Source organism: Gilvirhabdus luticola, from assembly GCF_040117515.1.
GTDB classification, from domain to species: Bacteria; Bacteroidota; Bacteroidia; order Flavobacteriales; family Flavobacteriaceae; genus Gilvirhabdus; species Gilvirhabdus luticola.
Genome location: NZ_JBEEEN010000009.1, coordinates 57,264 through 71,346, shown reverse-complemented (window position 1 = coordinate 71,346; position 14,083 = coordinate 57,264). Strand labels below are relative to the sequence as shown.

The following is a 14,083-nucleotide window of genomic DNA, read 5'->3' as shown; positions in this document are numbered from 1 at the left end:
ACTTTCCAGTATATAAATGCTAATCTTAAATTTATTTTATAGTTTTTAATTATTTAAATTACAATACTGTATAAAAGCATACCTAATTTAAAACTTAATAGTTTTGTATTGATTTTTTTTATAATTTTGATGCTATCCCTCTAAAACTAATTTAAATGAAAAACATTTACTGTTTGCTTAATGGTCATGACTTTAGGGTTACTAAAAATGTGACGTATCATATTAAAGAATATAAGTGTAAGCACTGTAAAGAAAAATTCACTACATCTCAATCTGGAGGCATTACTTCACTAACTCCAGAACGGAAAAACATTAATGCTATTTTAGAAAATATTCATTTGAAGAAAGTGAAGCGTCAATCTATTTTAATGAATTAAAAAAATAGTTCATTTAAGTAATTCTAACAACACATTATTCTTTTTATACATTAAGTGCTTTTTTTATGTTAATTAAATAGTTGCTAATCCTATTTCCATAAAGAATAGTGCCTTATTTGTTTGAATTTCACCTTCAATATCCTTATAACTTGTTTCTAATATATTTAAATATCCCCATTCTACCGGAAAAGAAATATTAGTGTTATCTGTAGGTGTTTTGAACAATAATGGTAAATTCTGATTAAAAGAAATTACTAATGTGTATACTTTATTATTATAAATTGTAATATTTGGGTTTACTGTGTTAAAATAATATGCTTCCCACCAGTCATTATAATAATATGTAGTTTCTGTTTTGTCTAATAATACTTGTCCTTCATCATCAATTAATACAATTCGTCCTATTGTATTTTCATTATAATAATCTGAACGCAAAAAAACAATTCCTTTCAAGTCTTCTTTTTGCAATTGTCCTAACATAAGTCTATCTGTTTTTAGCTCTGGAAACGGTGTAAAGTTCATGATATTAATAAACGATTACTTTTTTTGAGATCAACCAATTATCCACAATTTTCTCTAAAGTATGAAGTGGCATAGAACTGCTTAATAATATTAAATCATGAAATTCTTTCAAACTGAAAGTTTCACCTAATTCATTTTCACACTTTTTGCGTAGCTCTTTTATTTTAAGTTCGCCTATTTTATAAGCCAATGCTTGTCCTGGTCTTACCATATAACGCTCTATTGCCACAGTGGCATTCGCTTCGGTCACAGGCATATTTTCCATAGAATATGCTATAGCCTGTTCTCGTGTCCAGCCTTTTGTATGAATACCTGTATCTACTACTAAACGTACAGCCCGAAGCATTTCGTCTTCCAGTCTACCTAAATAATGATATGGATCGGTGTATAGACCTAATTCTTTTCCTAAACTTTCACAATACAATCCCCAACCTTCTGAAAAAGCACCAAACCCGGCTACCTTTCTGTACATTGGTATTGATTCTTCTTCAAGTTTTAATGCAATTTGAAAATGATGTCCTGGAATTGCTTCATGAAGAAATAAAGACTCCATACTGATATAATTATACTTTTTTGGATTAGGAATAGCATCATAAAAAATACCTGGTCTTGAACCATCTAATGAAGGCGAGTCATAATTTGCAGTTGCAGACCTTGCCAATGCTGGGTCTACAGGTCTGATTTCAAAAGGAGTTTTTGGTCTTACACCAAAATAAGAATCTACATAAGGTTGTATAATTTCCAAGGTTTGATAGTGTCTTGCAATAACCTCATCAATGGTATTGAAAGGATAAAATTGTTGATCTGTTTTAACAAAATTGAAAAAAGATTGTAAATCACCTTCAAAACCAGTCAATACTTTTATAGAATCCATTTCTGAACGAATTCTTTGCACCTCCTGCAGACCCAATTCATGAATCTCTTTTGGCGTTAAATCAGTTGACGTCCAATGTCTTACTAAATATTCATACTGTTCTTTACCACCTGGAATTGCATAAAGTCCGTCTTCTTCTCTGGCATGTTCTAAATAATCTTCGTCAAGAAACCTTTTCATTTCTTTGAATAGTGGAATCATATCAGATTCTATATAACTTTTATAGTCTTGAACAATTTCAAGACTGTCTTCTGAAGAAATGTTATCTGGTATTCTTGCTAGTGAAAAATAAAATGGATTTTGTTTTGGATTGCTAGTTATCCAATTATCAAATTGTGGAATCATTTTAACCACTATTTTTTTTGGAAGTGTTTTCTCTTCTTCTATTGCAATTTTCATTCTTGATTGAGCAGAAATCAACCACTTTTTAAAATCTTTTAACTTTAATAAAAAGTCGTTATAATTTTTTTTAGACTTAAAAGGTTGTGAGCCATCACCTTTTGCCAATTTTATAAATTCATGATGTGTGCTTCTGTGGTATTGATGAATTGGATGATTTAAAGACATTGTCCCAGGTTGTATACCAAGTTCTAATCCAGCTAAATTATCTTCAAGTAAATATTTAAATATATCAATTTCATTTCGGTCTTTTTCAGATAGACTCTCGAGGTCAATAACCTGTAATGTGTCTCTCCATTTTAAAAAAAACGCTTTCTTTTTTTGTAGATAAAGATCATCTAAATTATTATCCCATTTGTCATTATAACCATCGTAACCAAGACTTGTAGCTACATTAGGATTATAAATTAAATACTCTTTGAAGTAACCATCAAAGAATTCAGCAATATTGACCTGCTCTTTAAAAACAGGCTTTTTACTTTTTGAATTACATCCAAGTATGAACAAACAAAGACCAAAAAGGATAGCTTCTTTTTTCATATTTATTATTTATAAGATTTAAATTTTCAGGCCAGTTCTAACGCTATTCGCATCATTTCGTTATATGATTGCTCTCTGTCTTGAGAACTTGAAGCTTCACCTGTAATAATATTGTCGCTGACAGTAAGAATAGACATGGCTTTTCTACCAAAACGTTTTGCTAAAGTGAATAATATTTGAGTTTCCATTTCTACACCTAAAACACCGTGTTGTATCCATTTTTCCCAACGATTCGGTGTGTCGTCATAAAAAGTATTGGTACTAAAAACAGAGCCTTGATAGGTGTTTATATTTAGTTTTTTGGCTGTATTATATGCTTTTAACAATAAATCAAAATCTGCAGTTGCCGCATAGTGCATCCCTTCAAAATAGTGGCTATTAGCATCTGCATCTCCTGAAGCACTCATAGCTAAAATGACTTGTCCTAAACTCATGTCTTTTTGAATAGTACCACATGTGCCAACACGAATAAGTTGCTTGCAATCATAGGTGTTGATTAATTCGTTAACGTAAATACCTATACTTCCCATACCCATTCCTGTGCCCTGAATAGAAATTCGTTGTCCATTATAATGTCCAGTAAAACCTAACATTCCGCGAACATTATTGTAGCAAAAGGCATTCTCTAAAAAGGTTTCTGCAACATGTTTTGCACGTAATGGATCACCTGGTAATAAAACAGTTTCGGCTATTTCACCAACTTTTGCTTCTATATGAATACTACTCATGTATATTTTTTTTAACTAATATATAAAATTTGTTCTCGATACATTCTGACTTTCAGTATACTCGAACAGACACTCTAGGCTCCATAAGGAATCCAAATATTTTTTATTTGACTCGCATGACGTAGAAACTCTTCACCTTCACCTTGCTCTTTATCCATCCAGTCACGATACTTACCATTGTTGCCCCAAGTACGTTTCATATTATCTGCAGACAAATATTCTATATCTTTTAAACCGGCTTTATCTCCAAAATACCAAATGGCATCTACATCATCATGTTTTGCTAAAACTTGAGCCAGTTCATCTTTTTTACCTGTAACAATATTGACTGTTCCTGCTGGCACATCAGAAGTTTCTAATATTTGATAAAAGTCTGTTGCAGATAATGGAGCCGACTCCGAAGGAATTGCGATAACATTATTACCCATAGTCATAGCTGGTATAACGGTAGAAATGAAGCCTAACAATGGCGATTCGTTAGGACAAACAATGGCCATAACACCAAGTGATTCTGGCATTGCCAATGTAACATTTTGTTTTACCGTATGATGAACCAAACCATCATATTTATCTGCTAAAGCAGCATAGGTATAAATACGCTCTATAGATTCATCAACTTCTTTTAAAGCCTCTGTTTTACTACAATTGGTCATTTGCACTATTCTATTTGCAAATTCTTCTTTTCTAATCGCTAAATTTTCGGCAATATAATACAATACCTGTGCCCTTGCATGGCCTGTCATACTTCCCCAAGTGCTGTTAGCATGAGCAGCCTCTACTGCATTTCTAATGTCCTTTCTGTTTCCAGTTGACACTTCACCTATATATTCTCCATTTGCACTTTTAATCACCGTGCTATATCCTCCATCAGGTCTTACTTGTTTACCACCAATATACATTTTGGTCGTTCTGTCTATTCCAGTAACGTGTTGTCCATTAGTAGAAGGTGCTTTTAAATCTTTTGGTTTTTTGACAACTGGTTTATCTGAAAACTTTTCATGAATACGAGGTTTCATATACTCGTACAAGCCTTCCTTGCCTCCTTCTCTACCAAAACCTGATTCTCTGTAACCGCCAAAACCAGCAGCTGCATCAAATACGTTGGTACAGTTAATCCAAGCTACACCGGCTTTAATTTGAGGTGCAATATCTAAAGCTAAATTGATGTTTTCTGTCCAAATGCTACTAGCTAAACCATAACGTGTGTTATTTGCTAATTTGACTGCTTCTTTATGGGTCCTGAAACTCATAGCGACCAATACAGGGCCAAAAATTTCAACTTGTGCAATGGTTGACGATGGACTAACATCTGTAAACATGGTTGGAGGATAAAAATAACCATCTTGTGGACAAGCCCAAGAAGGCTGCCACAACTTGCTACCTTCATCAACGCCTTGTTGTACAAGTTCTTCGATGGTTTTAAGTTGAACTGGAGCAACAATGGCACCAATATCGATACTCTTATCCAACGAATTTCCAACACGCAAACTTTCCATGCGTTTACGAATCTTTTTATACAATTTTTCGGCAATACTTTCTTCAACTAACAATCGTGATCCTGCACAGCACACTTGTCCTTGATTAAACCAAATGGCATCAACTACACCTTCTACAACACTATCTAAATCTGCATCTTCAAAAACAATAAAAGGTGATTTTCCACCAAGTTCTAATGATAACTTTTTTCCTGTTCCTGCAGTAGCACGTCTAATAATCTTTCCAACTTCAGTAGAACCTGTAAAGGCAATCTTGTTCACATCTTTATGATCTACAAGTGTTGCTCCAGTTTTACCATGACCAGTAATAATATTAACAACACCATTAGGTAAACCGATTTGTTTACAAATATCTGCAAACAGCAATGCTGTTAAAGAAGTGAATTCAGCAGGTTTTAAAACTAAAGTATTACCCATAGCCAATGCTGGTGCGATTTTCCATGCTAACATGAGCAATGGGAAATTCCAAGGAATAATCTGTCCAATCACTCCTATTTCTTTATACTCTTTTAATTCTGTATCTCGCAATTGTGCCCATCCTGCATGATGATAAAAATGTCTTGCGACCAAAGGGATGTCTATATCTCTGGTTTCACGAATGGGTTTACCATTATCCATAGATTCTAGTACTGCAAACAAACGTGAATGTTTTTGAATTTGCCTTGCAATGGCATATAGATAACGCGCACGTTGATGGGCTCCAATATTCACCCATTCTGGTAATGCATCCTTTGCAGCCTTTACAGCCAGATTCACATCTTTTTCATTGGCTTCAGAAATTTCGGCTAGTTTTTCTCTAGTAGATGGATTGATGCTATCAAAATTTTCTTTCGAGCTAGGAGCTTTCCATTCGCCATTAATAAATAGTTGGAATTTATTCTTATGTGATTTTAAATAGTCTATGGCTACATCTGCACTTTCTGGTGCTGGTCCATATTCCATTGTTTCAAAAATATCTTTAATTTTCATTGTAAAATAAGTTATGCCATTGGGTGTCTGTATGATGCTGAATAACGTCCTGTAACATAATGTTCAAGCTGACGTTCTATATCTCCGAGTAAACTACTGGCTCCAAATCTGAATAAATCTGGATTGAGCCAATCGTTTCCTAATTCTTCCTTAATTAATACCAACCAATTTAAAGCATCCTTGGCTTTACTGATTCCTCCTGCTGGTTTAAATCCAACTTTATCTCCAGTTAACTCGTAATAGTCACGCAAGGCTCTTATCATAACCAAACTCACAGGAATTGTAGCATTTACTATTTCTTTACCAGTACTTGTTTTTATAAAATCTGAACCTGCCATCATACTTACCCAACTTGCTTTTGCGACTTTGGTGTATGTAGGTATTTCTCCAGTAGCAAGAATAGTTTTCATATGTGCTTCACCACATGCTCTTCTACAAGCAGCAACCTCATCGTAAAGGCCTTTCCAATCAGAATTTAAAACCAATCTCCTACTTACAACAATATCTATTTCTTTGGCTCCTGCCGCTACAGAAAGCTCAATTTGCTTTAGTTTTTCCTTTAAAGGAATATTACCAGCCGGAAATCCTGTTGACACTGCAGCAATAGGAATATTACTTTTACCTAATGCGCTCACTGCGTCTTTAATTAAATTATGATACACGCAAACTGCACCAACATGTATATTGGCATCTTGCATTCCCATAGCTACCAATAAATCTTTACGGACTGGTGCTTTGGCTTTAGCACAAAGTCTGTAGACATTGCTTCTGGTGTCATCTCCTGCTAAAGTTGTTAAATCTATACATGTAATTGCTTTAAGAAGCCATGCCGCTTGCCATTCTTTTTTTATAGAACGACGACCACTTAATGTAGCTGCTCGTCTTTCTACTGCACTTCTATTGATATTAATATCCTTAAACAGTGTTGCATCAAAAGGGATGCCGTCATTGCGTTGATGCATCATAATGTGATTATTGGATTGTATATGGTTTACTTTTAATTTAGAATTTGCCATATTATGTATTTTGTGTTGATCATATAACGGTTAAAAATACAAATTTCCGAGAGTACTATGTCAATGTTTTAAGTATTAATGGTTTTGACACAGGTTTGTCCTCACCAATTTTATAAGCTAAATCCATGTACTCCATTGCTTTTACAAAGTTAGCTTGATTATTAGAATACAGCATGGCTAGGACTTCACCTTTCTTAACAAAATCTCCAATCTTTTTTTTCAATAGTATACCAGCACCATAATCAATAGTACTGTTTTTTGTTTCACGTCCTGCACCTAACTTAACAGAAGCTAAACCAATATCCAGAGCATTTAATTCGGTTATGTATCCATCAAACTTACTTTTATATGACTCCGAATATTTAGCATTAGGTAATAAACCTGGCTTTTCTAACATGTTTATTTCTCCTCCTTGTGATTTTACAAATTCTTTAAATTTTTCATATGCTGCGCCTGACAAAATTTGATCTTTAAGCTTTTTAATTCCTTCTACTCTATTTTTGACAACTTTTCCTAATACCAACATTTCACTTCCCAGTTCTAAACAAAGATTTGTTAAATCATCAGGACCATTACCCTGCAATGTATCAATCGCTTCTTTTACTTCCAATGCATTTCCTACTGCATACCCTAAAGGTTGACTCATAGCGGTAAAAAATACTGAAACCTTTCTGTTCATTTTTGAACCTATACCAATCATAATTTTGGCTAATTCTTCAGCTTCCTTTGTTGTTTTTATTGATGCACCATAACCTACTTTAATATCAATAACTATGGCTTCGGCTCCACAAGCTAGTTTTTTACTCATAATACTAGAAGCTATTAGGGATAAGTTTTCAACCGTACCAGTTACATCACGTAGTGCATAAAGCTTTTTATCAGCAGGAACTAAACTTTCATTCTGTCCGCAAACAGCGATTCCATGTTCCTTTACTTTATTAATAAACTCCTTACGAGTCATATCAACAGACAGACCTTTAATCGATTCCAATTTATCTAAAGTTCCACCTGTATGACCAAGTCCTCTACCAGACATTTTTGCCACAGGCGCACCAGCTGCTGCAACCAATGGGGCTAGAACCAAGGTAGTCTTATCACCAACACCTCCTGTACTATGCTTATCTACTTTAGTTCCTGGTATTTCTTTTAAGTCAATAAGTTCTCCTGAACGCATCATGACATCTGTAAGATTGGCTGTTTCTTCCTGATTCAATCCTTTAAAATAGATAGCCATTAAAAATGCTGAAATCTGGTAATCAGGAATTTCTCCAGAGATAAACCCTTGAATAATGGTTGTATATTCTTCTTTGGACAAAACTTCTCCACTACGTTTTTTTATAATTAATTCTACCATAATATTAAAATATAAATGTATGGAATTTAATTAGTATTTATTTTGATAGATATAATTCATATCTGGTTTTTCGGTAAAGTAATAATGCACCCAAATGTATATATGACTAAAAAGCGCAACGAGTATTGCTGCTTTGGATTCATAAAATAATCCAGGTAAATAGAAAGCCAAAAACGCGTATGTGTACATTCCGTTACGTGTGTATTTGAAGATTCCTTTTTTAACCAATGGAAGTTTTCTTACTTCAACATCAAAATGATCTAATCCTGCCGCCCTTTTGAATCCAAAATACCGCTTTACTGAATAAAAGGCGTAAATTGAAATAACCGATATTATAAAAATCAAAACGGATTTAACATAATTGTTAAGATTGAATGTATATCTGTTTGAATTTGCCAAAAAAATTAAAAATACGATTCTGATAGCAAATAGAATAAAAAAATCAATGAGGTATATCTTAAATGCATGTTTTCCTATTATTTTTGTTAAACTATTGTAATACAATTCACTACGCCAACATATTAAAACATATACTTGATGTACAATAGGGATAGAAACGGCCCATAAAAACCATGCTTTTGTTTTAACGTTCCATAAACTTCCAAATAGGATTTCTTTGTCTATTTTTAAAGTAACATAGATGCCTAATAGTAGTAAGGCTAAACTTAAAAAATGCCATAATTGTTTTTCTAAAAGTTTCATGCTTTAAAAAATACGTCCGTAATAATTTAAATCCACTACTCTGCCTTTTGTTGTTACATAGTCATTTCTAATTGTTCCTTCAAGTTCGAAACCATTCTTCAACGCAACCTGAATGCTTCCAACATTTTCACCATTTGCTCTGCATAATAGCTTTTTGAAATGGTGTTTTTCCACAATATAATTTACAACAAAACCTAAAGCTTTTGAAATGATTCTTTTGCCCTGATATTCTGAATCTATAAAATATCCTATTTCAGCCTTCGGAACACGCCAATCTATATTTTTAATATCAATTAGTCCTATGTATTTGTCTTTTTCTTTATTTAAAATAATGTAAGGAAAATAAGTCTTATCATTAATTCTTTGTTCTGTCTTTTGAAAGAATTTTTTAGTATCTGCCAAAGATTTATTTTTTGATAAAATCCCTGCAAAATAATCTTCAAGTCTGTGCTTGTTGTTATCAATAAGTTGAAAAAATAATTCAGCCTTCTGAAAATCTAAATCTACAATACTAAAATGATCAAAATCTTTATTCATTAATAAATTACTGAAGTTTATAGTATCAAATTTAATAATAATTAGATAGCTTATTAGTATTCAAAACTTCAAATTTGCTCTGTTAAATTCCCTTACATTTGTTCAATGCAAAACAAAACTTCGTTTGAGTTTGAATTTATAGCGTTAATGGCATCTCTAATGTCTATTGTAGCGCTTTCTATTGATGCACTATTACCAGCATTACCTAATATTGCTTCAGATTTAGGGCATTCCAATTTACAAGACACGCAATTGCTTATCACCATGATATTTTTAGGTCTTGGTTTTGGGCAACTCATTTTTGGGCCTTTGTCAGATAGTTTCGGAAGAAAGCCTATTGTCTATTTTGGTTTTGCGTTATTTATAATCGCATCTATTATTTGTGTGACAACCAAAGATTTTAATATGATGATTCTTGGTCGCATTCTTCAAGGTGTGGGATTGGCATCTCCAAGAACATTAAGTATTGCCATCGTTAGAGATTGTTATAGTGGTGATTATATGGCTAAAATACTTTCTATTGTTGTTATGGTCTTTATTTTAGTCCCTGTAATTGCACCAACATTAGGGCAATTTTTAATCACATACTATAGCTGGGAATCTATTTTTTACGTTAATCTGATATTCGGTTTAATTGTAATGATTTGGTTTTGGAAACGGCAACCTGAAACGCTTTTAAAGCAGAGACGTATTAGATTTACAGGAAATCTGTTTATCAATGGAACTAAAGAGTTTTTTAGACATAATGATGCTATTGCATTTACTTTAATTTCTGGATTTATTACTGGCTCTTTTATGGTTTATTTGAGTACATCTCAACAAATCTTTCAAGAACAATACAAACTAGCTGATATGTTTCCTTATATTTTTGCAAGTTTGGCTATATCAGTTGGATTGGCAACGTTTTTAAACAGTAGATATGTAGTCAAGTATGGCATGTGGCGTATTGCTTTTACCGCAGCAATTGCCTATTTTTTAATTTCTATTTTGTATGTCATCCTTTTTTGGTCTGGGAAAAACCCAAGTGTAACAATAGTGCTTACTTTTTTTGCTTTACAGTTCTTTTCTATTGGGTTTTTATTCGGAAACCTACGTTCTTTAGCTATGCAACCTCTCGGTCATATTGCTGGTATAGGCGCAGCAATTAATGGCTTTATATCCACGGTTATGGCGGTTCCAATTGCCAATTATATTGGAACTTTTGTAAAAGATTCGGTACTGCCCTTATTTATTGGGTTTTCATTTTTTGGGTTCTTGTCTATTTTGGTGTTTTTCTTATTAAGAGTAAATAGAGAACCTAGACAGGTTTAAAAAGAATGTGACAGCCTATTTCTGATAAAACTTCAAATATTTTCTATACGCAAAGAAGCCTATTAAAGCTACAATTGTAAAAGCTATAGCAATAATTTTAAAACTTGCTATTTGTTGTCCTGACTGATAAGAATGTAATCCGGATAAATAAAAGTTGACGCCAAAATAAGTAAAAAGTATGCTGGAAAACGCAATGATAGAGGCCAGATTAAAACCAAAACGTCCTCGTAAACCTGGCACCAACCTCATGTGAATTACAAAGGCATAAATCATAATACTTATTAGTGCCCAAGTCTCTTTAGGATCCCAACCCCAATAACGTCCCCAACTTTCGTTTGCCCACATACCTCCAAGAAAGTTACCAATGGTTAACATGACTAAACCAACAGTTAGAGACATTTCATTAATAATTGTAAGTTCCTTAACATTGAGCAACATTTTCTTTTTATTCTTTTCTGAAGTAAAAATCATAAGTAATAATGTGGTTACACCCAAAATCATACCTAAAGTAAATGGCCCATAACTTCCTACAATAACAGCAACATGTATCATCAGCCAATAACTGTCTAAAACCGGTTGAAGATTTGCAATAGCTGGATCCATCCAGTTCCAATGCGCTATCATCAACAACATAGACGTAACAAATGCTGTTGCAGCGATGGTTAAATCACTTTTGCGGCCAAAAATCAATCCAAAAAGCATCGTCGCCCAAGCTACATAAATCATAGATTCGTAGGCATCACTCCAAGGTGCGTGACCAGAAATATACCAACGCACAATGAGGCCTATAGTGTGTAAAGCAAACAATGCCAAAATAGCATATTTGAAAATTGAAATCAATAAGTTAACGTACTTACTTCTATCCTTAAAAATTTGGATTATAAGTGCTATAAATAAAAAAGTGCCTGCATATAAATACCAACTAAAAAGTTTTTTAAAAATATCATACTTATTATAAAGTACTTCAGCTTTAATCTTATCATCAGACAACATTATCTCACTTCCAAATTGATGTTGCGTTTTTTTAATAGCGTCTAAAAGTTTTTCTGCATCACTGTAATCTCCTGTTTTTTTCGCATCATTCAACGTAAACAAATACGCTTTAAAGCCACTATTTATAAAGTTAGCGTACAAAGAATCTTGGATGTTATAATTGCCAGCTCGTTTTTCGATTGAAGATATCCATGTATTGTTTTCATCATCAGGGATTGGGAAAATTTTCAATGTTCTCCCTTCAATAGCATTGTACAACAAATTAACACGCTGGTCAACTTCCTTAAATTGCATTTGGTAACCGCTGGGCACATTGGTTTTATAAGCATCTTCTAGATAAGGACCAAGCTTATACGCACCTGTATTCGTAAAAAAGTCTGCCAAAGCCAAATATTTTTTATCTGCATCTACACCTACCAAATGCCTGATAGAGTCTCCTTTTTTTGGAGTTAAATAAATAATTGGGACATTATACCACAATAACGGGCTTTCCTGAATGGATAAAAACACCTGATTGGCATCAAACCCTTCATAGGTGTCATGTTTACTTAATTTACGAAGTAGCTCTGACGCATAAGTATTTACCGGCATCATACGGCCACTTAAATCCTGAATGACCATATGACCAAACTTATCTGCGTGCTCCTTTGGTGTAATATTAGCCTTTAGAATAGAATCTATTTGGGCTTTTGAGGTTTGATTGTGTAAATGATTTTGATCTTTTTCTTGAGAAAATACATTTAGTCCAAAACATAAAAGTAAAATTGTAAGAAGTTTAGCCTTTTTTGCTTTTACCTTATTCAGTTGTTTTCTTAAATCTGCTGAACGCGTATTCTTTACAAATAAAATAGCCAGTAAACCAAAGTAGAGTAAAAAGTATCCTATATAGGTAATCCAAGTACCGTAAAAATCATGGTTTACTGAAAGTATTGTACCCTTTTCGTCAGGATCAAAACTGGATTGAAAGAATCTATAACCACGATGATCTAAAATATTATTCATAAAAATACGATAGTTATAATCGCCTTTTTCTTCATCAAAAACAGTAACATCACTTGAAAAGGCAGAATACCTGTTTTCAGTTCCTGGATAACGTTCGGCTACAAAATCATTCAACTTAATACTAAAAGGCAATTCCATCACTTTAGAACCATATCTAAACGCAAAATCCAAACCTCCAATGTGTATTTGTTTAAAAGCATTAATTGAGCCCTGTCCTCCTAAAACACCAACATGTTTGGTTTCTCCATTGGCTGTCACTTTAAGTACAATACCATCTTCGTCATTTTTAAGAATTTGAGATTTTTTTACTATGGCAAATTCTCCTTTTACTATTGGCTTTGGAAAGACCATTTGCATATTTCCTATGACATATCTTGAACGGAGATGCAATGGTTGTATACTATCTTTAACCAAGATTCCTGTGGCTTGTGTAGCCATAGTCATATACTCACCTTCAAACGGAGATTGTATAGTAAGGCTGTCTCCAGCATGCGTAATATTGATAGCGCCATGCGTTGGTTTATTTAGAGCAATTAAGACATTATGGATACTCTGTACTTGACCAACTTTAAGAAAATGATTATGTGAGCCTCCACCGCTTGCTTCAACTATCTTTAAGTATTCTTCACCATCTTCGTTTGGCACAATATCCTCTTCGGCACCACTAATAAAGTTGTCCAATTCTATGGTTACAGGTTGTCCATTATAATCTGTATTAACTTTAAAATGATTATTTAATCTAGGAGAAAAATCAACTTCACTTTCAATGGTTCGCCTCTGGTTTTTACCATTCACAACATAATCACCATCAATGTACGTTGTAATATAAGTTTTGATTGACAAAAATTTATTTTCAGTAGCGCCTTCACGAATAGACATGATGCCTTCGTAACTTATATATCTTGTTACAAAAGCTCCAATCAGAATTAAAATAAATGCCAAATGCAGTGTTAGGGTTGCCCATTTTTCTTTTTTATACAATCTAAATCTGAAAATATTACCTGTGAAATTTATAACAAAGAACACCATAATGGCTTCAAACCACCAAGCATTATAAATTAGGTTTCTGGTTAATGGTGTTGGCGATGTATCTTGACTTGCATCTAAAAATGTTCCTGTTGCCATGGCAGCAGCAAAAAGTATGAATAAGACTGCCGTAAGACGTGTTGAAAAAAGTATTTTGATAAGTTTGTTTTGCATGTTAGAATATCTCTAAAAATGGGTCGTGCAAATTTAGTGTATTTAGTTTATTTGGCTATGTTA

Annotated in this window: 11 protein-coding genes; 2 read left to right on the top strand and 9 right to left on the bottom strand. The window is 33.3% G+C overall.

What is annotated here, in order from left to right:
* The first annotated feature begins 155 nt into the window (after nt 1-155).
* Nucleotides 156-377, top strand: a complete 222-nt coding sequence (locus tag AAFP94_RS13570) for a hypothetical protein (protein ID WP_316663275.1) — start codon at nt 156-158, stop codon at nt 375-377.
* 72 nt (nt 378-449) lie between these two features.
* Here AAFP94_RS13570 and AAFP94_RS13565 read toward each other — a convergent pair whose 3' ends face one another.
* The 8 genes from AAFP94_RS13565 to AAFP94_RS13530 all read right to left on the bottom strand — a co-directional run bounded on the left by AAFP94_RS13565 (nt 450) and on the right by AAFP94_RS13530 (nt 9,514).
* Nucleotides 450-899: a hypothetical protein gene (locus AAFP94_RS13565; protein WP_316663276.1), complete on the bottom strand. Its 450-nt coding sequence runs from the start codon at nt 897-899 to the stop codon at nt 450-452.
* A gap of 4 nt (nt 900-903) precedes the next feature.
* Complete coding sequence (locus AAFP94_RS13560; RefSeq protein ID WP_316663277.1) at nt 904-2,712, bottom strand: DUF885 domain-containing protein; 1,809 nt, start codon at nt 2,710-2,712, stop codon at nt 904-906.
* 26 nt (nt 2,713-2,738) lie between these two features.
* Nucleotides 2,739-3,440, bottom strand: a complete 702-nt coding sequence (deoD, locus tag AAFP94_RS13555; protein WP_316663278.1) for a purine-nucleoside phosphorylase — start codon at nt 3,438-3,440, stop codon at nt 2,739-2,741.
* Between the two features lie 74 nt (nt 3,441-3,514).
* Nucleotides 3,515-5,905: an aldehyde dehydrogenase family protein gene (locus AAFP94_RS13550; RefSeq protein ID WP_316663279.1), complete on the bottom strand. Its 2,391-nt coding sequence runs from the start codon at nt 5,903-5,905 to the stop codon at nt 3,515-3,517.
* 11 nt (nt 5,906-5,916) lie between these two features.
* Nucleotides 5,917-6,921 (bottom strand): deoxyribose-phosphate aldolase, encoded by a 1,005-nt coding sequence (gene deoC, locus AAFP94_RS13545; RefSeq protein ID WP_316663280.1) that lies wholly within the window; start codon nt 6,919-6,921, stop codon nt 5,917-5,919.
* Nucleotides 6,922-6,976: 55 nt separating this feature from the next.
* A complete protein-coding gene (locus AAFP94_RS13540; RefSeq protein WP_316663281.1) occupies nt 6,977-8,275 on the bottom strand; it encodes a pyrimidine-nucleoside phosphorylase in 1,299 nt (432 codons plus the stop codon).
* 30 nt (nt 8,276-8,305) lie between these two features.
* Nucleotides 8,306-8,977, bottom strand: a complete 672-nt coding sequence (locus AAFP94_RS13535) for a methyltransferase (RefSeq protein ID WP_316663282.1) — start codon at nt 8,975-8,977, stop codon at nt 8,306-8,308.
* A gap of 3 nt (nt 8,978-8,980) precedes the next feature.
* Nucleotides 8,981-9,514, bottom strand: a complete 534-nt coding sequence (locus AAFP94_RS13530) for a GNAT family N-acetyltransferase (RefSeq protein ID WP_316663283.1) — start codon at nt 9,512-9,514, stop codon at nt 8,981-8,983.
* A gap of 105 nt (nt 9,515-9,619) precedes the next feature.
* Between AAFP94_RS13530 and AAFP94_RS13525 the strand changes: the two genes are divergently transcribed.
* Nucleotides 9,620-10,825 (top strand): multidrug effflux MFS transporter, encoded by a 1,206-nt coding sequence (locus AAFP94_RS13525; protein WP_316663284.1) that lies wholly within the window; start codon nt 9,620-9,622, stop codon nt 10,823-10,825.
* Nucleotides 10,826-10,840: 15 nt separating this feature from the next.
* Here AAFP94_RS13525 and ccsA read toward each other — a convergent pair whose 3' ends face one another.
* On the bottom strand, nt 10,841-14,020 hold the full coding sequence (gene ccsA / locus AAFP94_RS13520; protein ID WP_316663285.1) for a cytochrome c biogenesis protein CcsA: 3,180 nt from the start codon (nt 14,018-14,020) through the stop codon (nt 10,841-10,843).
* Nucleotides 14,021-14,083: the final 63 nt, after the last annotated feature.